Source organism: Amycolatopsis sp. cmx-11-51 (assembly GCF_047608665.1).
GTDB lineage: Bacteria > Actinomycetota > Actinomycetes > Mycobacteriales > Pseudonocardiaceae > Amycolatopsis.
In genome coordinates this window covers 173,116-195,731 of the sequence record NZ_JADNQO010000011.1, presented here as the reverse complement: position 1 = coordinate 195,731, position 22,616 = coordinate 173,116, and the positions used below count along the sequence as shown (strand labels likewise).

Genomic DNA, 22,616 nt, shown 5'->3' with positions numbered 1-22,616 from the left:
TTATGGGGTACGCCGGGCCTTCGCGGTCAGGGGGTCACGCGCACTTGGGCGCGACCGGCAGGTCCGATCCGGTCTTCAGGTAGGTGTCGGAGACGTAGTGCCCCGGGCCGATCCGGTCCCAGATGTTGCTGGTGCCGAACTTGCCGGTGACGGTCTCGCCCTCGACGTAGCACTCGATGGTGACCTTGGCGTAGTTCGCCGCGAGGCCCTTGATCGCCGCCGTGGTGCTCGCCGAGGCCCGGATGTTCATCGGGTCGCCCGCCGTGCTGACGACGCCGGTCGGGCCGGAGCCGGTCCACAGGTAGGAGACGTTGACCCAGCCGTTGTCCGACATCTTCAGGCCGTCCCAGAAGGTGCCGTCCGCGAGGTCGATGCCCGCCGGGTTGGCCACCTTGCGGCCGAACTCGTCCTTGCCGCCGTTGTAGCCGTCCTGGTACGCGGCCTGCGCTTCGGGCTTGCCCTGCGGCAGGTTCTTCCACATCTGACGGGTGGCCGACGGGTTCCAGTAGTCGTCCTTGGTGTTCCACGGGCCGACGTCCCACACCGGTGCGTACTCGCAGCGGCTGTTGTCGGTGCGGCAGATGCGGACGGTGTAGTTACCGGTGTTTTTGGGCGCCAGGCCGCGGCCGGAGGGCAGGGCGACGAAGTGGTCGCGGGACTTGATCACGTGCCCGTTGGCGGTGGTGCCGCCGACGAGGCCTTCGCGGGTGGCGAAGACCCTGGACGTCAGCGGGGCCGCGGCCGCGCCGATCGCGTTGGCCTGCGGGCCGAGTTCACCCTGGAGCGTGACGTCACTGACCTTCGCGGTCACTCCGTCGTTCAGGGTGCGCAGTCCGATCCGGACCTGGACGGTGGAGACCGCAGTGGACAGCTGGGCGGCGCCACCCTCGGTGGGTGTCCATTCGGTCCAGTCGCCCGCGTTGAGCTTCCCTCGGACGTCGACCTCGACTTCGGTGCCCTTCGGCGCGTCGGCGGTCACCCGGGCGATGACGCGGTTCACCGGCTTTCCGAGCTGCTGTTCGGCCGGCAGCAGGTAACCCTGGCTGCCGATCGAGTCGGGTTTTCTGTGCCAGGCGGCGTTTTCCAGGCTGAGCACGCCACCGTCGCTGCGGACGTTGACGTCATCGCCGTCCACAATGGACAGGTCGGCGCGCCAGCTCCCTTCGGGTGCCGCGTTCGCGGGGCTGGCGGCCAGCGCGGTGACCGCCCCCATGGCCAGCACGGCCGCCATCACGCGGCGGGCCTTCACGGTCCGGACCATTCCGGTCTCCCTTCGAGCACTCTCGGTTGCTACGAAGGGAGCTTCGCCGGGACCTGTACACGATTGATACAAACGCGATCCGGCCCCTGGTATCGCTACCAGGGGCCGGATCGTCCAAGAGGGTCAGGCGCTCGCGGAGTCGCTGTAGGAGGCTTCTGCGGATTCCTGAAGACGCGAGGCGAGCGCGGATTCCTGTGGCCGCGCGGAGAGTTCCCGCCACAACGCCAGCGCGCGTTCCGAATACGTCCGTGACCGTTCGGGCTGGCTCAACGCCTCATGCAGTTGCCCGAGCAACTGGGACACCTCGGCCTCGGACCGGCGGTCCCCGTTGCGCCGGTGCACGCTCAGCGAATTGACCAGCAGCAGTTGCGCGTGGGCCAGATCGCCGCTGTGCAGATACAGCTCGCCGAGGTTCTGGTTCGCGTACCCGACGCAATGGGCGTCGCCGAGTTCGTTGAAGATCGCGATGGCCCGGTCGACCCGCTCCCGCGCCCCGGCGAGATTGCCCTGATGCTGCCGCAGCATCGCGAGCCGCTTCAGCGCGTGCGCCTCCCGATGCCGATCGCCGATGTTCGCGGACTGTTCGAGCGCTTCGGTGAACCAGCGTTCCGCCTCGGCGAACCGGCGACGAGCCAGCCACACCGCGCCGATCGCGATCCGTGCGACGGCCTCGCCGTGCGGGTCACCGGCCGCCGAGAACTGGTCGAGTGCCGCGTGACAGTGCTCCAGCGCGACGGTGTCTTCGCCCTTGATCCGCAGCACGGTGCCGAGCCCGGCCAGCGCGATCGCCGCCCCCCGCGCGTCGCCGATCTTGTCGAACAGCAGCTGCGACTGCTCGAACGCGACCAGCGCTTCGGCATAGCTGTCCTGGTACAGCTGGACCTGGCCGAGGTTGCGCTGGATGATCGCCTCCCCGCGGAGCTCACCGGACCGGCGGGCGGCGGCGAGTGCCACGGCGTGCGTGTGCAGCCAGTCGTCCTGGTGCCCGCGCTGGTCGAAGTACGGCGCCAGTGCGGCGGCGAGGCGCCAGGCCAGCGCGTCGAAACCGAGGTCGGCGGCCAGCGAGACGGCGGCGACGCAGGTGTGCCGCTCGGCGGAGAACCACGCGGCCGGATCCCCGACCAGCCGCTCGGTCCCCGGCGGGAGCGCGGGCTGGGCGACCGTGCCGCCGGAGTAGAGCCCGAAGAAATGGATCGGCATCCGGTCCGCGGCTTCGACCGCGAGCGCGAGATATCCCTCCAGCACCCGTTTCGTGGCGTCGCGTGCCTTCGCCGGGACTTCCTGAGCACGCAGTTCGGCGGCGTAGCACCGCAACAGGTCGTGCAGGCGATAGCGGGGTTCGCCGGTGCCGTCCGAGCCGATGAGTTCGACCAGGTGGGCGTCCACCAGCACATCGAGGACGTCGTCGGCGTGGGTGCGGCCGAGCAGGACCGCGACCACCCAGGAGGGGAACTGGACCGAGCCGAGCCCGCCGAGGCCGCGGAACGCGGTCGCCGCCGACATCGGCAGGAGATCGTAGCTGAGCGTGACACTGGCCCGGACGGCCAGGTCACCGACGCGCAGTTCGTCCAGTCTTCGTCTTTCGTCCCGCAACCGGTCCGCCAGCACGCGCAGCGTCCAGCCCGGCCGGTGGGTCAGCTTCGCCCCGGCGACCCGGATCGCCAGCGGCAGGTGACCGCAGTGGCGCAGGATCGCGGTCGCGCACTCCGGCTCGGCGGCGACCCGATCGGTGCCCACGATGCCCTTGAGTAGTTCGGCGGCCTCCGCCTCGGGCAGGAGGTCGATGTCGACCGGGGTGGCCCCGGCCAGATCCGGCATCCGCATCCGGCTGGTGATCAGTACCGCGCAGGCGCCCGCGCCGGGCAGGAGCGGCCGGACCTGCGCCGCGCTGCCCGCGTCGTCGAGGACGACGCACATCCGGGTGTTCGCCAGCCGGGATCGCAGCAACGCCGCGCGTTCGGCGAGATCACGCGGCAGACCCGCGTCCGGGACCCCCAGCGCGCGGAGCAACTCGGCGAGCACGGTCATCGGCGGCCGCGGTGAGGTCGACGTCCCGGCGAGGTCGACGTGCAACTGGCCGTCGGGGAAGTCTTCCCGTACCGCGTGCGCCACCCGGATCGCGACCGAGGACTTGCCGACCCCCGGCGCCCCCGAAAGCACCGCGATGGCGGGCTTTCCCTGTTCACGGCGGTCGTTGAGGAGACCGACGAGTTCGCCGACCACCTCTTCGCGACCGGTGAAGTCCGGCAGGTCCAGTGGTAGCTGGCAGACCGGCGCCATCGGCCGGGTGACGGCGATGGCCACGGTGTCCGGGGCCACCAGCGAAGCCCGCAGTTCCCGCAGCCGTGGCCCCGGTTCGGTGCCGAGTTCCTCGGCCAGCACCCGCTCGGCCGTTTCGTAGGCCTCGATCGCGTCGGTCGTGCGGCCGTCGGCCCGCAGCGCGACGATCAGCCGCTGCCAGAGTTCCTCGCGCAGCGGATGCTCGGTGACCAGGCCGCGCAGTTCGGCGACGACTTCGGAGGTACGGCCGAGTTCGATCCTCGCCCGCAGCCGCTGTTCCTGTACCGCGAGCCGCAATTCCGTCAGCCGGGCCACGGTCGCGCCCCAGCCGTGGTCGTGGGGGAGCCCTTCGAGGACTTCGCCACGCCACAACGCTTCGGCTTGATCCAGCAGGTCGAGCGCGGATTCGGCATCCCCGTGGCCGAGCGCGTCCTGTGCGCGGGCGGCCAATTCGCCGAAGCTGATGTGGTCGATCTCCGCGGGCGTGGCTTTGAGGATGTAACCGGACGCCCGGCTGCCGATGCGTTCCCCCAGTCCTGGATCGCGGTCGGCGAGACGTTTGCGGAGCGAATGGACGTAGGTGCGGATGTTCGCCGCCGCCGAACGCGGAGCCGACGAGGGCCACAGGACCTCGATCAGCAGTTCGGTGGAGACGACGACGTTGGGCTGGAGCAGCAGTGCGGCGAGCAGCAGACGCGGTTTGGGGCCGCCGAGCGGCACCACCTGTCCGTCCACCGCCACTTCCAGCGGACCGAGAACGCGAAACCCGAGAATCGTCACCTAAACCGCCAATACGGCAGGAGCCCCATATCCGCTGATAATATTACCGTCCCGCCATGGTGGCTAGATCCATTCGCATGCATGTGCAGACAGCGGGTCGGCGTTTGTACGGGATGTGTACGACGCCGGTTGACGCTGAAGCGATGAAGCGTTCAAGTGTCCGGCGACTCGCCGGTTTCTTCCTCGTGCTGGCGACGGCGGGCGCCTTCGGGCTCGCCGTCGCGACTCCCGCGCTGGCCGCGGCCACCGGGACCGTGAAGACGGCGGGTGATCCGCTGAACGTGCGCCGCGCCCCGAGCACCGCTTCGAGCGCGGTGCGCACCGTGGCCAACGGCGCCACGGTGACCATCGACTGCCAGACGCAAGGGACCGAGGTCACCGGTCCCTTGGGCAAGACGACGTTGTGGGACTACGTTCCCGCGCTCGGCGGCTACATCTCGGACGGCTACGTCTACACCGGCTCCGACCAGCGGATCGCGCCCGACTGCGGGGTCGGTTCCGGCAGCGCCGAGTGTTCCACCGGCGTCTGCGCCGGCGAAGGGCAGTTCCGTTCATCGGATGCTCACTTCCTGGTCTACGACAAGGACGCCGACGGCAAGTCCGCCGTGGTCGCCTATTGGCTGAAGGGTGGCGCCGGGCCGTTCTACGTCTGGGCTTCCGGCGGTAACGGCACGCACGTCGACAAGGTTGTTCCGGTCGCGAAGGGTTCGTGGGTCTATTACAAGGTCTGCGTCGCCGACGCTTCCGCGAATCCGACCCTCGAGGCCTGTAGTGGCGGCATCACCGATTACGCCGCGTGAAATCCCTCCCCGTTCTTCCCCACTTCGAAAGGTTGAATTCTCATGGGTCAGGTGAACCGGCGGGCGGTACTCCTCGGTGGGGCCGCGGCGGTTTCGGCGGCGGCGTTATCGTCGACGGTGCCTTCGTGGGCGAACGCGAGAACGATGGCGGCGGCGCCCGCCATCCGCGACCCGTTCCAGCTCGGTGTCGCCTCCGGTGACCCCCTGCCGGACAGCGTCGTGCTGTGGACGCGGCTCGCTCCCGCCCCGCTGAACCCCGACGGTTTCGGCGGTATGCCGGACGCTTCGTACACAGTGGACTGGGAGATCGCGAACGACCAGGCGTTCTCCTCGATCGCGCAGAAGGGCACCGCTACCGCGGCCCGCGCCTCCGGGCACAGCGTGCACATCGAACCGGCCGGGCTCGAAGCGGGACGCGAGTACTTCTACCGCTTCAAGACCAGCGGCTTCATCTCCCCGGTCGGCCGGACCAGGACCGCGCCCGCCGCCGGTGCCACCGTTGACCAGCTGAAGTACTGTTTCTCCTCCTGCCAGCACTGGGAGGAGGGCTGGTACCACTCGTACAAGGGGATGCTCGCCGACGACCCGGATCTGGTGCTGTTCCTCGGCGACTACCTGTACGAGAAGAAGTCCGGCCGCGTGGCCGCCGAGCGCAACCCGCGCAAACTGGCCTTCACCGACGAGGTGAAGACGCTGGCGCAGTACCGCGCGCGGCACGCCCAGCACAAGACCGACGCCGACCTGCAGAACGCGCACGCGATGGCGCCGTGGATGGTGGTCTTCGACGACCACGAGGTGATGAACAACTGGAACGGCACCACCGCCCCGGCGACGGCGGACCGCAAGACCGCCGGCTTCCAGGCGTTCTACGAGAACATGCCGATCCGGGCGACCGCCAAGCCGAGCGGCGCGACGATCCGCCTGTACCGGCAGTTCGGCTGGGGCAACCTCGCCCGGTTCCATCTGCTCGACACCCGCCAGTACCGCAACGCGCAGGTCACCGACCCGTCCGGTGCGGCGGGCCCGGCGTGCACCGACATGCGGGCGACGTCGCGCAGCATCCTGGGCACGGCGCAGGAGGCTTGGCTGCTGAAGGCGCTGGAGACGCACCCGGCGAAGTGGGACTTCCTCGGCCAGCAGGTCTTCTTCGCCACCCGTGACGGCGACGGCAACAAGGCGACCTGTGAGAGCCCCGACTCCTGGCAGGGTTACGAGGCGTCCCGCGACCGGATCGCGAAGGGCATCGTGGATCGCAAGGTGCCGAACCCGATCGTGCTGACCGGCGACGTCCACCGGCACTGGGCGGCCGATCTGCGCCGCGACTACTTCAACCACAGCGACCCGGTGTTCGGTTCGGAACTGGTGACGACCTCGGTCACGAGCAACAGTGACACCGCGACCGATCCGTCGTCGGCCTGGCTCTCGAACAACCCGCACATCAAGTACTGCCGGGGAAAGCGCGGTTACGTCCGGGTGACGGCGTCGCAAGCGCAGATGCGGGCGGATTTCATGACGGTTTCGGACACCACCGAGTACGACTTCTCGAAGGTGACCCTCGCGGCGGACCGCAGCTATGTCGTCGAAGCCGGAAAGCCAGGCCTGCAGAGAGTTTAAGGAGCTGAAGGGGACTTTCCCCGCATCTCACGCGGTGAAAGCTCCCTTCACCGCGTCGCACGCGGTGAAGGGCCCCTTCAGCTCTTCCTCAGGACAGCAGGCTCACCAGCGCGTCACCGCGAGGAGTCCGGACCACGAGGACGACCTGGCCCTCGCGGTGCCGCTGGATCAGGCCCGCCGACACGAGCTGTTCGCAGTGATAGGTCGCGGTGCTCGCGGCGCAGGACAGCAGATTCGCGATCTCGCCCATCCGGGCGGGTTTTCCCAAATGCCGCAACAGTTTCGCGCGGTGGACGCCGACCACCAGGTCGAGCCCTTCGGCACCGGGGCTCGCTTCGGCCTTGCCGTTCTCGAGCAGGCTGTCCAGCCCCGGCAGGGGGTAACCGATCCAGATGGCGTCCTCTTCGTCGAAGTTGGACACCACCGACCGGGAGCCCGCGAGCATCGGGACGAGGATCAGCTTGCGGCCGCGGACGGCGTACCGCGCCGGTTCGGCGTCGGGCAGCAGCAGTGAGCCGTTGCCGAACCGGAAATGGGGTCGCAGCAGGCCGAGCACCGCGTCGGTCCCGCCGCGGACGGAGGCGACGCCGATCCGTTCGATCTCGCGGTCGAGCAGGGGCCGGGCCTTGGTCCACAGGTTCTCGGTCGCCACCCTGGTCGCGGTGAAGGCGTCCGCGAGCGAGGCGACCCAGCGTCTCGGATGGTCGGCGGCCTGCCGCCACTGCGCGGGCAACCGGTCGCCGAAGACCTCTTCCAGGCCTTTCAGGACGTCGGCCTCCGTCAGATCGCGCAGCATCTCCGTCTGAGCGGCGGCGGAAACGTCCCCGGCGGGGCTGATCGGCACGATGAAGTCCGGTTGCACGGAGGTGCCACGGCGGGCGAGGGCGCTCGCCGCGCGGTACCCCTGCTCCGGGATCGCCGAACCCACCTGGCGGCGCCAGGGGGCGGGCAGGCCGCGGTCGTAGCCGCCGACGACTTCGACGAGCAGGGAAACCAGTGAGATGTGCGGGGAAACCGTCACACTGACCGGGATCTTGCTGGTGTCACCGAGTTCGAGCCGGGTATAGGAGGCCTGGGGCGGCGTCTCGCGCATCCGGTCGTCCCTCCTGGGATTGGGGCGTCGCAGCACGCGATGTTAGCGCCTCAGGTCAATACCCTGCACCGCCCGGAAAAACCCAGTTGCTCATTCATGATGAGGAACGCGCCGAGACCGTGGAAATCGTTGGTATTGCGCTTGCGCCCGTAGTAATACGCGGTGTCGCCGACATTCGCGCCCTCGGAGATGTTCTTGATATCCGCCAATCCGTCGGCACCGGCCGAAACCTGGGACAGGACTCCGCGGTAGCCCTTCGCGGCCACCGGTCCGTACTCCGTGCCGATGTGACCGTGTTCCGCGGCCCCGGAGAGCAGGAACGTGTACATCGCCGACGCCGAGGTCTCCAGCCAGTTGTCCGGCCAGCTCTGGGGCGGAACTTTCCTTGCGGGACAACGTCTACCTGTCCTCTCGACGGCGAGTCCAGAGAAATCTGCCTGATGTCATATATCAGATATGCCACTCGAGCGGCCGCTCCCGCTGTCCGGGACGGTCCCGGTGGGCGGCACCCTCTCGGAAGGCGGTCCGCTCGCCTACGATCGGTACGTGAACGAGCTGACCTTCCGCGGGCGCCACGTCGCCCGGGACCGCGCCCTGGTCATGGCGATCGTCAACCGCACCCCCGATTCCTTCTACGACAGGGGTGCGACCTTCTCGGACCCGGACGCGCTCGCCGCCGTCGCGCGGGCGGTGGCGGAGGGGGCCGACATCGTCGACATCGGCGGGGTGAAGGCCGGCCCCGGCGCGGAGGTCGACGTCGAGGAAGAGATCCGACGGGTGGTCCCGTTCGTCGAGCGGATCCGCGAACTGCATCCCGACCTGGTGATCAGCGTCGACACCTGGCGGCACGAGGTGGGCAGGCGCTCGGCGGAGGCGGGCGCGGACCTGATCAACGACACCTGGGCGGGGGCCGATCCGAAACTGGCCGAGGTCGCGGCGGAATTCGGCACCGGCTACGTCTGCTCGCACACCGGGAAGGCCGTCCCGCGCACCCGCCCGTTCCGGGTGAACTACCCGGACGTCGTCGCCGAAGTCGTCGCGGAGACGACGGCCCACGCCGAAGCGGTCGTCGCGCTCGGTGTCCCGCGCGAGGGCGTGCTGATCGACCCGACCCACGACTTCGGCAAGAACACGTGGCACAGCCTTGCGCTGCTCCGGCACGCGCGGGACCTGGCCGACACCGGCTGGCCGGTGCTGATGGCACTGTCCAATAAGGACTTCGTCGGGGAGACGCTCGGGGTGGAACTCGCGGAGCGGGTCGACGGGACCCTCGCCGCGACGGCCTGGGCGGTGGCCGAGGGAGCGAAGGTGTTCCGGGTGCACGAGGTGAAACGCACCCGGCAGGTGCTGGAGATGATCGCGTCGATCCAGGGGGAGCGGCCGCCCGCGCGCGCGATCCGCGGCCTGGCCTAGGGCTCCAGCGGGACGACGGCCGAGACCGTGCTGCCGGATACTGGCTCGCCGACGACGGTGAGCTCACCACCGAGCGCGCGGACACGGTCGCGGAGGCCGTGCAGCCCGGATCCGCCGTCGATGTCGGCCGCGCCGGTACCGTCGTCGCGCACGTCCACCCGCAGACGGCCCTCCTCGACGCCGATACGCACGCGGACCTCCCGCGCCCGCGCGTGCTTCAGGGCGTTGGTGACCGCTTCGGAGACGACGAAGTACGCCGTCGCCTCGACGGCGCCGCTGAGCCGGGGCACGTCCGCGGCGTCGAGGCCGACCGCGAGCGGGATCCGGTCCAGCAGTGACCGGACCGCGGCGATCAGCCCGGCGTCGGTGAGGATCGCGGGCCGGAGCCCGTGCGCGAGTTCACGCAGTTCGGTGACGGTGGCCTGCAGTTCGTCGATGGTGCCTTTCAGCAGGGTCGCGACGGGCGGGGTCAGCTCACCGCCGAGCCGTCGTTCGGCCATGCGCAGCAACAGCACGACGCTCACCAGCCGCTGCTGCGCGCCGTCGTGCAGATCGCGTTCCACGCGCCGCCGCTCGTCGTCGGCGGCGGCCACGATGCGGGCGCGGGAGGCCTGGACCTCGACGAGGCGCTCCTCCAGTTCCGCGGCGAGACGCTGGTTGTCCAGTACCAGCCCGGCGGCGGCGTTGAGCGCGTCGATCGACCGGCTGTCCTTCCACACCTCGTCGTCCTGCACGAGCGCGGCCAGCCCGGTGCCGTCGCGTTCCAGCAGGAGCCGGATCATCTCCGCGTTGCCGACCCGTGCCCGCAGCACCCCGATCAGAGACGCCAGCGGCCACAGGCAGAACGAGATCCGGTAGACGTCCAGCAGCGGGTCGGAGACCGGGTGCCCGGAGCCGAGCGCGCTGCCGACCGTGGTGCTCACCGCGCCGATCACGGCGATCGCGACGACCGGGGAGAGCAGCCGCCGCTGCGGGAGACGGCCCGTGAGCCAGCGGTAGAGCAACACCACGACGACGCCGCCGCCGATCAGCGCGCCGACCAGTTCGAGGAGCCGTTTGACCAGTTGCTCGGCCTCCGGGGAGGCCGCGACCGCGGCGAGGTTCTTCGGATCGTCGTTGACCAGCAAGCCGAGCACCGCCGCCCCGAAGACCACGGTGTAGGCCGAGAAGACCAGCACGCGTTCCCAGCGGGACCTGAGTTTCCCGTGCGGGAAGACGACCACGAGATGCGCGATCACCGGACTGGACGCGGCCGTGAGCGCCAGGCCGGCGGTACGCGCGAGCGGGTCACCGGCGAACTGCAGGTCCTCGGCGAACAACGCGAGCCCGGCCAGCGCGATGAGCAGGCCGATCGGATTCGAGGCGCGGCGTACGTGCGCGACGGAGCCGGCCAGGAGGAAGAGGAACCCCGTCGCCGTCGACAGGGTGGTGTCGAGCGCGGTGTGCGTGCCGTCGGCCAGCTTGAGCGCCATCGCGAGGACGCCCATCCCGATCCCGGCGGTCAGCACACCCGCCATCGCGAGGGTCCGAGGGTGGTTCACCACTAGGCGTGGTTCGCCCGTTCGGCCCGGACCGTTACACCCGGAGAACACCGGAGCTGTCTTGGCATGTGGAACAGCTGTCTCGTCTGGTGTCAAGCGTTCTCGGCATCTTTCCCGTCATTCGGATGGCGATGCAGGCAGGCGGGTGAACATGCGACTCTCGCCACCACCCGACCCGAGTCGAACCCCCGAAAGGCGACCTTCCGTGCGCACCCACCACAGAACCCGCTTGCTGGCCGCGGCCTTCGCCGCACTGACCCTGGCCGGCGGTATCGCGGGGTGTTCGCGCGCCGACCGGGGCACCCAGGTGGAGCAGAAGAGCCAGGGCGCGGCGGGCGAGGTGCGCGTCGGGTACTTCCCGAACGTGACGCACGCTCCCGCGCTGATCGGGGTGAAGAACGGTTTCTTCGCCAAGGAACTCGGCTCGACGAAGCTCACCCCCCAGACGTTCAACGCCGGGCCCGAAGAGGTCAACGCGCTGCTCGGCAACTCACTCGACATCGCCTTCATCGGTTCCGGGCCCGCGATCAACGCCTTCACCAAGTCCAAGGGCGCCATCCAGCTCGTCTCCGGCGCGGTCACCGGCGGCGCGCAGCTGGTGGTGAAGCCCGAGATCACCACGCCCGAGCAGCTCACCGGCAAGAACATCGCGACGCCGTCGCTGGCGAACACCCAGGACGTCGCGCTCAAGAAGTTCGTCGCCGAGAAGAAGCTGCCCGACGTCAAGATCACCAACCTCGACAACCCGAAGACGTTCGACGCCTTCAAGAAGGGCGAGCTCGACGGCGGCTGGCTGCCGGAGCCGTGGTCCTCGCGGCTGGTGCTGGACGCGGGCGCGAAGGTACTGCTGGACGAGAAGACCCTGTGGCCGGAAGGCAAGTTCCCGACCACGGTCGTGATCGTCCGCAGCGAGTTCCTGCAGCAGCACCCGGAGACCGTCACCGCCATCCTCAAGGGTGAACTTGCCGCCATCGACTGGGCGAAGACCAACCCCGCCGAGGCGAAGAAGGTGGTCAACGGAGAACTCGAGGTGCTCGCGGGCAGCACACTGAACGAGGCCGTTCTCGACCGCGCGTTCTCCGCCATCGAACTCGGCATCGACCCGGTGGCGTCGACCTTCACCCAGCTCGCGCGGGACTCGGTGACCGCGGGCGTGGTGAAGTCCGCGGTGGACCTCAAGGGGTTCGCCGATTTCGGCCCGCTCAACGCCGTGCTCTCCGAGCAGGGCAAGCCCGGCGTGGACGCGCCAGGGCTGACGAAGTGACCGGAGGGGATCAGCGATGACGACCACCTTGGAACCTGGCCTGTCCACCGGTGTCGCCGTGCGTCTCGACGGTGTCCGGAAGGTGTTCGGCCCGACCGGTCGCGCCGTCGTGGCCCTCGACGGGATGGACCTCACGGTCGCCCCCGGCGAGTTCGTCTGCCTGCTCGGCGCTTCCGGCTGCGGCAAGAGCACCCTGCTGAACCTGGTCGCCGGCCTCGACCGGCCGACCTCGGGTTCGATCACCCTGGAGACCTCCCGCCCCGCGGTGATGTTCCAGGAGGCCGCGCTGATGCCGTGGCTGACCGCGGCCCGCAACGTGGAACTGCCGCTGCGGCTGGCCGGTTTCGGCCGGACCGAGCGCCGTGAGAAGGCGGCCGAACTGCTCGAACTCGTCCGCCTCGGCGGCGCGGGCGACAAGCGGCCGCACGAACTGTCCGGCGGGATGCGGCAGCGCGTCGCGCTCGCCAGGGCGCTGGCCGCGACCCTGCGCGTCGGCGGTGACCCGGAGCAGTCGCTGCTGCTGATGGACGAGCCGTTCGCCGCGCTCGACGCCATCACCCGCGACGTCCTGCAGGGCGAACTGCTGCGCGTCTACCGCAGCACCGGCACCTCGGTGCTGTTCGTGACGCACGACGTCCGCGAGGCCGTCCGGCTCGGCCAGCGGGTCGTGCTGCTCTCGTCGCGGCCGGGCCGGGTCGTGCGGGAATGGCGCGACGTCCAGGCCTCCGACGCCGAAGAGCTGACGCTGGAGATCACCGGTCACCTCCGGGAGGTGATCAGTACCCATGCCGCGGCTTGACCGCCCCGACACCGCGGTGGAGGAGGCGGACGAGGCCGTCGGCGCGGGCCTCGACTCGCTCGACACCCCCACCGGCGAGCGCCGGGAAAGCCAGGGGAAGCGGTTCCTGCGCGGTTTCGTGCCGCCGTTGGTCTTCCTGGCCCTGCTGGTCGTGCTCTGGCAGTTCCTGTGGGCCGCCGCGTTCTGGCCGGAGTCGATGCTGCCCGCGCCGCTCGCGGTGTGGGACGAACTCGTCGACATCACGAGCACGGGCGAGATCTTCGAGTTCGTCTGGACGTCGGTGCACCGGGCCGCGCTGGGCTTCCTGATCGGCGTGGTCATCGGCACCCCGCTCGGCCTGCTGGTGGCGAAGGCCCGGCTCGTCCGGGCGGCCGTCGGGCCGTTTCTGACCGGGCTGCAGAGCCTCCCGTCGGTGGCGTGGGTGCCGGCGGCGATCCTGTGGTTCGGTCTGAACGACGCCTCGATCTACTTCGTCGTCCTGCTGGGTTCGGTGCCGTCGATCGCGAACGGCCTCGTCTCGGGCATCGACCAGATCCCGCCGATCCTGCCGCGCGTCGGCCAGGTGATGGGGGCGAGCCGGTTCTCCTCGGCCCGGCACATCCTGCTGCCCGCCGCGTTGCCCGGCTTCCTGGCCGGGCTCAAGCAAGGCTGGGCGTTCTCGTGGCGTTCGCTGATGGCCGCCGAGCTGATCGCGCTGTCCCCGGCCTTGGGCAAGGGGCTCGGCGCTTACCTGAACGAGGGCTCGTCGTTCAACAGCATGGAAGGCGTGATCTCGGCGATCTTCCTGATCCTGCTGGTCGGCGTCGGGATCGAGTTGCTGGTGTTCCGTCCGCTGGAACGGTCGGTCCTGCGGGCGCGGGGGCTGACGGCGTCGCTTTAGGTCTCGCGCGTTCATCTTCCGGAGGTGGCCTACCTACGACACCGTAAGTTACGGTGTCGTAGGTAGGAGTTTTCCGTTGTCCCGGAAGGACGAAACGCATGGCGGTCCCCGAAAGCACCCGGCTGATGCTCGAGCTCGAGGGGACGGTCGAGGAGAATCTCAACCGACATCTCGAGGTCGCGAAGGAATGGATGCCGCACGAGTACGTGCCGTGGAGCGAGGGCAAGAACTTCGCCGAACTCGGTGGCGAGCCGTGGGATCCCGAGCAGTCGCGGGTGTCGCCGATCGCGCGGACCTCGCTGGAGGTCAACCTGCTCACGGAGGACAACCTCCCGAGCTATCACCGCGAGATCGAGCGCGCCTTCGGACGCGACGGCGCGTGGGGCACCTGGGTACACCGCTGGACCGCCGAAGAGGGCAGGCACGGCATCTGCATCCGCGACTACCTGCTGGTGACGCGCGCGGTGGACCCGGTCGAGCTGGAGCGGGCGCGGATGCAGACCATGCAGGCCGGGTACGACAGCGGTGACAAAGCTTTGCTGAACGTCTTCGCGTACGTGTCGTTCCAGGAGCTGGCGACGCGGCTTTCGCACCGCAACACCGGGCGGTACACGGAGGATCCGTTGTGCGAGAAGCTGCTCTCACGGGTCGCGATGGACGAGAACCTGCACATGATCTTTTACCGCAACCTCGTGAAGGCGTCGCTGGAGCTTTCACCCGACGCGATGATGCGCGCCATCACCGACGAGGTCGTCCAGTTCCAGATGCCGGGCGCGGTGATCCCGAGCTTCGTGCGGAAGGCCGCGCTGATCGCGAAGGCGGGTATCTACGACCTGCGGATCCACCACGACGAAGTGATCTGGCCGCTGCTGCGGCAGTGGAAGATCTTCGAGCTGGAAGGGCTCGGCGAGGAGGGCGAGAAGGCTCGCGACGAACTCGACCAGTTCCTCAAGGCTCTCGACACGCAGGCGTCACGATTCGAAGAGCGCCGCGCGGCCGCTGCGGCCCGCGCCGCCGCCCGACACCCGTGACCAAACCGGCTCGCCGATGCCGTGTCGTCCATCCGATCACGCGTGCTGTCCGGCTGATCACGCGTGATGTCCGCGGGATCACGCGTGCTGTCCGGCTGATCACGCGTGACGTCCACGGGGTCACGCGTGATCAGCCAGCGAAGCGGCGAGAGCTAGCGAGGGCGGCGAGCGCCGGCGCGCGTTCCCGAGGAGAAAGCGGCGGCACCGCCACGGCGGGCCGGAGCGCCACCGGACTGGTTCCGCGAGGACTGGGACGCGGCACCGGAAGCCCGGCGCGGCTGGGACTCGGCGGCACCGCGACGGCCCCCCTGACCACCCTGGCCGCCCTTGGGCGCACCTTCGCGACGTCCGGTGCTCTCGGCCGCACGACGTCCTTGACCGGCGGGCGCCCCGCCACGGCGGTCGCCTTCGGTCCGCGGCTGACGCGAACGGCCTTCCGAAGATCCACTAGCGCCACCACGACCCCGGCCGCCGCCGGAAGCACCCCGGCCACCGGCGGAGGGGCCACGGCCGCGGCCGGTCCTGGTGCCCCGGTTGACAGGGCGCTCTTCTTCCTCCCCCTTGGCGCGGATGGCCTCGCCGCCGGCGGTGACCTTCTTCGGACGCGTGTCCACGATCGGCCGTCGCGGCGACGCGGTGAACGAACGCTCGCCGGGAGCCAGCTCCGACAGCAGCGGGTGGCCGGGGCCGAGCTGCGTCGTGGTCGGCTTGATGCCCGCCTTTCGGGTGAGGTCGCGGACGTCGCGGACCTGCGCGTCGGTCATCAGCGTGACGACGGTGCCGGACGCCCCGGCCCGCGCGGTCCGGCCGGACCGGTGCAGGTACGCCTTGTGCTCGACCGGCGGGTCGGCGTGGATGACGAGGGTGACGTCGTCGACGTGGATGCCGCGCGCGGCGATGTCGGTCGCGACCAGCGTCTTCGCCGCGCCGGATGAGAACGCCTCCAGGTTGCGCGTCCGCGCGGTCTGGCCGAGATTGCCGTGCAGTTCGACTGCCGGCACGCCGGAGGCCATGAGCTTGCGCGTCAGCTGCTTGGCGCGGTGCTTCGTCCGGGTGAACACCAGCGTGCGGCCCGGTGCGGCGGTGAGGTCGATCAGCACCGGGAGCCGGTGGGTCTCCTCCAGGTGCAGCACGTGGTGCCGCATGGTCGAGACCGGCGACTGGGCCGAGTCGACGCTGTGCGTGACCGGGTCGTGCATGAAGCGCTTGACCAGTACGTCGACGCCCGCGTCGAGGGTCGCGGAGAACAGCAGCCGTTGCCCGCGTTCCGGGGTCTCGCCCATGATGCGCCGGACGTCGGGCAGGAAGCCGAGGTCGGCCATGTGGTCGGCCTCGTCCAGCACGGTGATCTCGATGTTGTCGAGTTTCGCCTCACCCGAGCGCATGTGGTCGGCGAGCCTGCCGGGGCAGGCGACGACGATGTCGACGCCGTCACGCAGCCGGGTGATCTGCGGGTTGGGGCTGACGCCGCCGAAGATGGTGGTGACCTTGAGGCCGAGCGGCTTGGCCAGCGGCAGGAACGACGCCTCGATCTGGGTGGCCAGCTCGCGGGTCGGCGCCAGTACCAGCGCACGCGGACGGCCGGGGCGGCGCCGCGTCGGACCGGCGGCGAGCCGGGCGAGGACGGGCAGCACGAAGCCGTAGGTCTTGCCGGAGCCGGTGCGGCCGCGGCCGAGGACGTCCCGGCCTGCCAGCGAATGCGGCAGCGTGGCGGCCTGGATCGGGAAAGGGCTGGTGACGCCCTGCTCGGCGAGCGAGTCCACGAGGGTCTTGGGCAGGCCGAGTTCGAGGAAAGTAGGTGTGCTCATAAGCGTATGGGCGCGTGTGCGCCCTGGTATCTCCGTAAGGATAGGAACGGTTGTCCTGCCCGGCGCAGACCTCGGGGGGCCGCGGCGCGTGGTCATTCGACAACGAAACGCGGCCCGAGGCAGAACTGAGCGGACCGCAGCGCAAGTGTACTTGGTCGTGATCTCCCGGGCTACGTGATATCGCCCGCACCCCGGTTCGCGCCACCCCACGAACTGGACGGGCGATGTTCGTCCGTTTCCACGAGTCCGGCGCCCGGACCCGGTGAAACGCTGGTCGGACCAGCCCCGGCGTGAAAGGTGACGCGAGTGTCGAAGAGCGTTCAGGAACTCCAAGGTCGTCTCGACGAGTGGGCGCGTGAGGCGAGTGTCCCCGGAGCCGTGGTGGGGGTGTCGCACCACGGCGAAGAATCGGTCTTCGCCACCGGGGTGTCCAGTGCGGACACCGAATTGCCCGTCGACACCGGCACGCTGTTCATGATCGGCTCCACCAGCAAGACCTTCGCCGCCGCCGTGGTGCTGGCACTGGTCGAAGACGGGGTGCTGGACCTGGACAAGCCAGTCATCCACTATCTCCCCGGACTCCGGCTGGCGGATCCGGAGGCACGAAAGACGGTGACCCTGCGGCATCTGCTCACGCACTCCGCCGGCTTTTTCGGCGACGTGGACTTCACCACTGGATGGGGTGACAACGCCCTCGCCCTGGCGATCGATCGGTTCGGCGACCTGCCGCAGGTGTTTCCGCCCGGCGAGGCGTTCTCCTATTGCAACGCCGGATTCCAGCTGGCCGGGCGGGTCGCGGAGGCGGAGTCCGGTGCCACCTTCGAAGACCTGGTCCGCACTCGGCTGCTCGAACCGCTCGGCATGACCGACTCGTTCTACTTCCCGTGGGAGGTGCTCACCCGCCGTCACGCCGTCGGCCACGCGCTGGGTGAAAAGGGGCCCTCCGTCGAGCACACCGTGGGCCTGACCCGCGCGGACAGCGCCAGCGGCGGGTTGTGGTCCACCGCCGCGGACCAGCTGAATTGGGCGCGGTTCTTCCTGTCCGGTGAGTCGAAGGGCGAGGCGCCGCTCAGCGCCGAGACCCGGGATCTCCTGCGCGCGCCGCAGCGGAGCGCGGCCGTGCCGTTCGACGAGGTCGGGCTGAGCTGGCTGCGTACGAGCCACGGCGACGCGCGGCTGGTCCGGCACGGTGGCAACGTCGGCAACCTGCAGATTTCGGAGTTCGTCACGCTGCCTGAGGAGGACTTCGCGGTCACCGTGCTGACCAACAGCGCGGGTGGCGGCGTGCTCGGCCCCCGGATCGTCGACTGGTGTCTGGAGAATTTGGTCGGGCTGCCCCCGATCGCGAGCGCGCCGGCGGTGCCTCGGCCGGATTTCGCCGAGTACCTCGGCCGCTATGAGACCGGTGACCTGGGGTTCGAGGTCACGGACCGGGACGGCGACCTGTGGGGGCAGTTGATCGTGAACATCGAGGACATTCCATCGCCGCCCGCCTACGAGGTCGTCTTCGTCGGTGAAGACGTGCTGGCCAAGGCCGCCGACACCCGTCGTCCCGCCGCGCGCTTCCTGCGGAACGACCACGGGGAGGTGACTTCGGTCGAGTTCAGTGGCCGGACGGCGAGGCGGCGCGCTACGGTTACCGGGTAGTAACTTCGGCGACCAGGAGTGACGATGAGCGAAAAGGCGACCGCGTTGTTGCTGAATCCGGGTGGGTACGACCCACGGCAGTTCGACCCGGAGACGCGTCGCCTGCTGCGTGCCACCATCGAGTGGTTCGAACAGCGTGGCAAGCGCAAGCTCACCGCGGACTATCACGAGCGGACCTTCTACGCGGACTTCATCGAGTTCGCGGGCAAGGAAGGCCTGTTCTCGACGTTCCTCACTCCCGGTGCCAACGCCGACGGCGACCCGGACAAGCGCTGGGACACCGCGCGCGTCGCGGCGCTGTCGGAAATCCTCGGTTTCTACGGCTTGAACTACTGGTACCCGTGGCAGGTCACCATCCTCGGCCTCGGCCCGGTGTGGCAGAGCGCGAACGAGGCCGCCCGCAAACGTGCGGCGGACTCGCTCGCGGCCGGGGGTGTCGCCGCGTTCGGACTGTCCGAAAAGGAGCACGGCGCCGACATCTACTCGTCGGACCTCGTGCTGACCCCGGACGGTGAGGGCGGCTACCGCGCCAACGGTTCGAAGTACTACATCGGCAACGGCAACTGCGCGCGGACCGTGTCGGTGTTCGGCCGCGTCGACGGTGTCGAGGGTCCGGACCAGTACGTGTTCTTCTACGCGGATTCGGCGCACCCGAACTACCGCGTGGTGAAGAACGTGGTGCCGTCACAGATGTACGTCGCCGAGTTCGAGCTCAACGACTACCCGGTGTCCGAAGAGGACATTCTGCACGTCGGCGCCGAGGCGTTCTCCGCGGCACTGAACACGGTCAACATCGGCAAGTTCAACCTGTGCTTCGGCGGCATCGGGATGTCGACGCACTCGCTGTACGAGGCGATCACGCACGCGCACAACCGTGAGCTCTACGGCAAGAAGGTCACCGATTTCCCGCACGTGCGCCGGGAATTCGTCGAGGCGTACACGCGGCTCGTCGCGATGAAGCTGTTCTCCGACCGCGCTGTCGACTACTTCCGCAGCGCGAACCCGGACGACCGCCGGTACCTGCTGTTCAACCCGATCACCAAGATGAAGGTGACCACCGAGGCGCAGAAGGTCATCGGCCTGGTCGCGGATGTCGTGGCGGCCAAGGGTTTCGAGACCGACACCTACCTCGCGATGGCCAAGAACGACATCGACGGCCTGCCGAAGCTGGAAGGCACGGTGGCGGTGAACCTCGCACTGATCGCGAAGTTCGTGCCCGCGTACCTGTTCGCGCCGCAGGCCTACGAGCCGGTGCCGACGCGGTCCGACGCCGCCGACGACGAGTTCCTGTTCCGCCAGGGCCCCGCGCGCGGGCTGTCCAAGGTGCGGTTCCACGACTGGCGCGAGGCCTACGCCAAGGCGTCCGCGATCCCGAACGTCGCGCGGTTCACCGAGCAGGCCGAGGCGTTGGTGAAGTTGTTCACCGACGCCACGCCGGACGAGGCCCAGCAGCAGGACCTCGACTTCGGGCTCGCGCTGACCGAGCTGTTCACGCTGGTCGTCTACGGGCAGCTGGTGCTGGAGCAGGCGGAGATCACCGGCATCGAGACCGAGGTCGTCGACCAGATTTTCGGCGTCCTGGTGCAGGACTTCAGTGTCGCCGCGATCGATCTGCACGGGAAGTCGTCCTCGACCGAGGCGCAGCAGGCGCTCGCGCTGGCCTCGGTGCGGAAGCCGGTCGTCGACGCGGCCCGTTTCGACCACGTGTGGTCGCTGGTGCGGGACCTTTCCGGCGCCTACGCGATGAACCCCTGAGCTGAAGGGGACTTTCCCCGCATCTGACGCGACGAAGGACGCTTTCCTCACATGAGATGCGGGGAAAGCGTCCTTCAGCCGCTTCTAACGTGCCCGGCTCCTACTTGCCGTAGCCGGCCTTCCGGAGCGCGTCCGCCAGCGAGCCGCCCCCCGAGTTCCCGCCCTTGTCTCGACCGCCTCGATTACCGCCGCCCTGGCCGCCACGCTGACCGCCACCTTGACGCTGGCCACCGCCGCCCTGACCGCGGTCACGACCACCGCCGCCACCACCACCGCCGCCCTGCTCGCGAGCGGGACGGCCGGGCTCGTCGTCCAGGCGCAGCGTCAGCGAGATCCGCTTGCGCGGCACGTCGACTTCCAGCACCTTCACCTTGACGATGTCGCCGGGCTTCACGACCTCACGCGGGTCCTTGACGAAGTTCTTCGACAGCGCCGAGACGTGCGCGAGGCCGTCCTGGTGCACGCCGACGTCGATGAACGCGCCGAACGCGGCCACGTTCGTCACGACGCCTTCCAGCCGCATGCCCGGCTTGAGGTCGCCGATCTTCTCGACGCCCTCGGCGAAGGTCGCGGTCTTGAACGCCGGACGCGGGTCGCGGCCCGGTTTGTCGAGTTCGGCGAGGATGTCGGTCACCGTCGGCAGGCCGAAGGTGTCGTCGACGAACTCAGACGGCTTCAGCGCCTGCAGTGTCCGCGAGTTGCCGATCAGCGCGCGGAGGTCGGTCCCGGTCGAGGACAGGATCCGCCGCACCACCGGATAGGCCTCCGGGTGCACCGAGGACGAGTCGAGCGGGTCGTCGCCGTCCGGGATCCGGAGGAAGCCCGCGCACTGCTCGAAGGCCTTGGGACCCAGCCGCGCGACCTCCTTGAGCCCGGTCCGCGTCTTGAACGGGCCGTTCTCGTCACGGTGCGCCACGATGTTCTCGGCCAGGCTCGTCGTGATACCCGAGACACGGGTCAGCAGCGGCGCCGACGCGGTGTTGACGTCCACGCCGACCGCGTTCACGCAGTCTTCGACCACCGCGTCGAGTGACCGCGACAGCGAGATCTCGGACAGGTCGTGCTGGTACTGCCCGACACCGATCGACTTCGGGTCGATCTTCACCAGTTCGGCCAGCGGGTCCTGCAGCCGCCGCGCGATGGAGACCGCGCCGCGCAGCGAGACGTCCATGCCCGGCAGTTCCTGCGACGCGAACGCCGACGCCGAGTACACCGACGCGCCTGCCTCGGAGACGACGGCCTTGGTCAGCTTCAGCTCCGGGTGCTTCTTGATCAGCTCACCGGCGAGCTTGTCGGTTTCCCGTGACGCGGTGCCGTTGCCGATCGAGATCAGGTCGACCTTGTGCCGGGCGCACAGCGCGGCGAGTTCGGCGATCGACTGGTCCCACTTGTTGGCGGGCTGGTGCGGGTAGATCACGTGGGTGCCGACGACCTTGCCGGTGTCGTCGACGACGGCGACCTTCACACCGGTGCGGAAACCGGGGTCGAGGCCCATCGTGGCGCGGGTACCCGCCGGGGCGGCGAGCAGCAGGTCGCGCAGGTTCGCGGCGAACACGCGGACGGCGTCGTCCTCGGCCGACTGACGCAGCCGCATCCGCAGGTCGATGCCCAGGTGCAGCAGGATCTTGGTGCGCCACGCCCAGCGGACGGTGTCGCCGAGCCACTTGTCGCCGGGGCGGCCCTTGTTCGCGATGCCGAACTTGTGCGCGATGCGGGTCTCGTAGTCGGTCGGCCCGGTCCTCGGCTCTTCGGACGGCTCCTCCGACTCCATGGAGAGGTCGAGGATCTCTTCCTTCTCGCCGCGGAACATCGCGAGAATCCGGTGGGAGGGGAGCTTGGTGTAGGGCTCGGAGAACTCGAAGTAGTCGGAGAACTTCGCGCCTTCGTCGGCCTTGCCGTCGCGGACCTTGGCGGCCAGGCGGCCCTGTGACCACATCTTCTCGCGCAGCTCGCCGATCAGGTCGGCGTCTTCGGCGAAGCGTTCCACCAGGATCGAACGGGCGCCGTCCAGCGCGGCCTGCGCGTCCGCGACACCCTTGTCGGCGTCGACGAACACCGCGGCGGCGGCCTGCGGGTCGGTGTTCGGGTCGCTCAGCAGCCCGTCGGCGAGCGGCTCCAGACCGGCCTCACGGGCGATCATCGCCTTCGTCCGCCGCTTGGGCTTGTACGGCAGGTAAATGTCCTCGAGACGGGACTTGGTGTCCGCCGCCACGATCGACGCTTCGAGCGCCTCGTCCAGCTTGCCCTGGCTACGAATCGACTCCAGCACCGCGACCCGGCGCTCGTTGAGTTCCCGCAGGTAGCGGAGGCGTTCTTCGAGCGTGCGCAGCTGGGCGTCGTCCAGCATCCCGGTGACCTCTTTGCGGTACCGGGCGATGAACGGCACGGTCGATCCGCCGTCCAGCAGGTCGACGGCCGCCTTGACCTGCCCCTCGCGCACGCCGAGTTCTTCGGCGATCTTCTGCTCGACTGTCTGCAGGCCCTGCACGCTCACTCCCACGCTCCTGAAATCCGCTTTCGGGTGCTCTCGGACCCTGCATTCTGCCGCTTCCGCCGAGCCGACTTTCGTATGGCCTCCTCTAACCGAACCCTTGACAGTTGTATTGGTCTAGTCCATTTTGATGTGGCCGACATCACCCGTTCGTGGAGG

General features: G+C 69.2%; 15 protein-coding genes and 1 pseudogene. 9 read left to right on the top strand and 7 right to left on the bottom strand.

What is annotated here, in order from left to right:
- Positions 1–34: 34 nt before the first annotated feature.
- Both ACM6LU_RS29955 and ACM6LU_RS29950 read right to left on the bottom strand, forming a co-directional pair.
- Positions 35–1,261 (bottom strand): hypothetical protein, encoded by a 1,227-nt coding sequence (locus ACM6LU_RS29955; protein ID WP_414941148.1) that lies wholly within the window; start codon positions 1,259–1,261, stop codon positions 35–37.
- 123 nt (positions 1,262–1,384) lie between these two features.
- Positions 1,385–4,321: a BTAD domain-containing putative transcriptional regulator gene (locus ACM6LU_RS29950; protein ID WP_414941147.1), complete on the bottom strand. Its 2,937-nt coding sequence runs from the start codon at positions 4,319–4,321 to the stop codon at positions 1,385–1,387.
- A 143-nt stretch (positions 4,322–4,464) separates the two neighbouring features.
- On the opposite strand from ACM6LU_RS29950, the gene ACM6LU_RS29945 reads away from it, so the two are divergent.
- Positions 4,465–5,121 carry a hypothetical protein gene (locus ACM6LU_RS29945; protein ID WP_414941146.1) on the top strand — a complete coding sequence of 219 codons (657 nt, stop codon included), beginning with the start codon at positions 4,465–4,467 and terminating at the stop codon, positions 5,119–5,121.
- A 42-nt stretch (positions 5,122–5,163) separates the two neighbouring features.
- Positions 5,164–6,735, top strand: a complete 1,572-nt coding sequence (locus ACM6LU_RS29940) for an alkaline phosphatase D family protein (RefSeq protein WP_414941145.1) — start codon at positions 5,164–5,166, stop codon at positions 6,733–6,735.
- Between the two features lie 88 nt (positions 6,736–6,823).
- Here ACM6LU_RS29940 and ACM6LU_RS29935 read toward each other — a convergent pair whose 3' ends face one another.
- Together ACM6LU_RS29935 and ACM6LU_RS29930 are read right to left on the bottom strand one after the other, a co-directional pair.
- Positions 6,824–7,828 carry a winged helix-turn-helix domain-containing protein gene (locus ACM6LU_RS29935; RefSeq protein ID WP_414941144.1) on the bottom strand — a complete coding sequence of 335 codons (1,005 nt, stop codon included), beginning with the start codon at positions 7,826–7,828 and terminating at the stop codon, positions 6,824–6,826.
- A gap of 50 nt (positions 7,829–7,878) precedes the next feature.
- A pseudogene (locus tag ACM6LU_RS29930) lies at positions 7,879–8,187 on the bottom strand (glycoside hydrolase family 88 protein); the annotation flags it as partial.
- Positions 8,188–8,374: 187 nt separating this feature from the next.
- Here ACM6LU_RS29930 and folP point away from each other — a divergent pair.
- Entirely contained in the window at positions 8,375–9,241 is an 867-nt protein-coding gene (gene folP, locus ACM6LU_RS29925; protein WP_414941195.1) for a dihydropteroate synthase, read from the top strand.
- Here folP and ACM6LU_RS29920 read toward each other — a convergent pair.
- Positions 9,238–10,758: a sensor histidine kinase gene (locus ACM6LU_RS29920; protein WP_414941194.1), complete on the bottom strand. Its 1,521-nt coding sequence runs from the start codon at positions 10,756–10,758 to the stop codon at positions 9,238–9,240. The two genes, folP and ACM6LU_RS29920, sit on opposite strands and share 4 nt — an antisense overlap.
- 229 nt (positions 10,759–10,987) lie before the next feature.
- Between ACM6LU_RS29920 and ACM6LU_RS29915 the strand changes: the two genes are divergently transcribed.
- The 4 genes from ACM6LU_RS29915 (at position 10,988) to ACM6LU_RS29900 (ending at position 14,756) form a co-directional block, all read left to right on the top strand.
- Entirely contained in the window at positions 10,988–12,046 is a 1,059-nt protein-coding gene (locus ACM6LU_RS29915) for an ABC transporter substrate-binding protein (protein WP_414941143.1), read from the top strand.
- Positions 12,047–12,062: 16 nt separating this feature from the next.
- Positions 12,063–12,845: an ABC transporter ATP-binding protein gene (locus ACM6LU_RS29910; RefSeq protein ID WP_414941142.1), complete on the top strand. Its 783-nt coding sequence runs from the start codon at positions 12,063–12,065 to the stop codon at positions 12,843–12,845.
- Positions 12,832–13,725, top strand: a complete 894-nt coding sequence (locus ACM6LU_RS29905) for an ABC transporter permease (protein ID WP_414941141.1) — start codon at positions 12,832–12,834, stop codon at positions 13,723–13,725. The genes ACM6LU_RS29910 and ACM6LU_RS29905 overlap by 14 nt, the downstream gene beginning before the upstream one ends.
- Positions 13,726–13,823: 98 nt before the next feature.
- Positions 13,824–14,756: an acyl-ACP desaturase gene (locus tag ACM6LU_RS29900; protein ID WP_414941140.1), complete on the top strand. Its 933-nt coding sequence runs from the start codon at positions 13,824–13,826 to the stop codon at positions 14,754–14,756.
- Positions 14,757–14,908: 152 nt separating this feature from the next.
- On the opposite strand, the gene ACM6LU_RS29895 is transcribed toward ACM6LU_RS29900, so the two are convergent.
- Entirely contained in the window at positions 14,909–16,564 is a 1,656-nt protein-coding gene (locus ACM6LU_RS29895) for a DEAD/DEAH box helicase (protein ID WP_414941139.1), read from the bottom strand.
- 306 nt (positions 16,565–16,870) lie between these two features.
- Between ACM6LU_RS29895 and ACM6LU_RS29890 the strand changes: the two genes are divergently transcribed.
- A complete protein-coding gene (locus ACM6LU_RS29890) occupies positions 16,871–18,211 on the top strand; it encodes a serine hydrolase domain-containing protein (RefSeq protein WP_414941138.1) in 1,341 nt (446 codons plus the stop codon).
- 24 nt (positions 18,212–18,235) lie between these two features.
- Entirely contained in the window at positions 18,236–19,966 is a 1,731-nt protein-coding gene (locus ACM6LU_RS29885) for an acyl-CoA dehydrogenase (RefSeq protein WP_414941137.1), read from the top strand.
- A 100-nt stretch (positions 19,967–20,066) separates the two neighbouring features.
- Here the strand turns inward: ACM6LU_RS29885 and ACM6LU_RS29880 are convergent, their stop codons facing one another.
- Positions 20,067–22,460: a Tex family protein gene (locus ACM6LU_RS29880; protein ID WP_414941136.1), complete on the bottom strand. Its 2,394-nt coding sequence runs from the start codon at positions 22,458–22,460 to the stop codon at positions 20,067–20,069.
- Positions 22,461–22,616 lie beyond the last annotated feature (156 nt).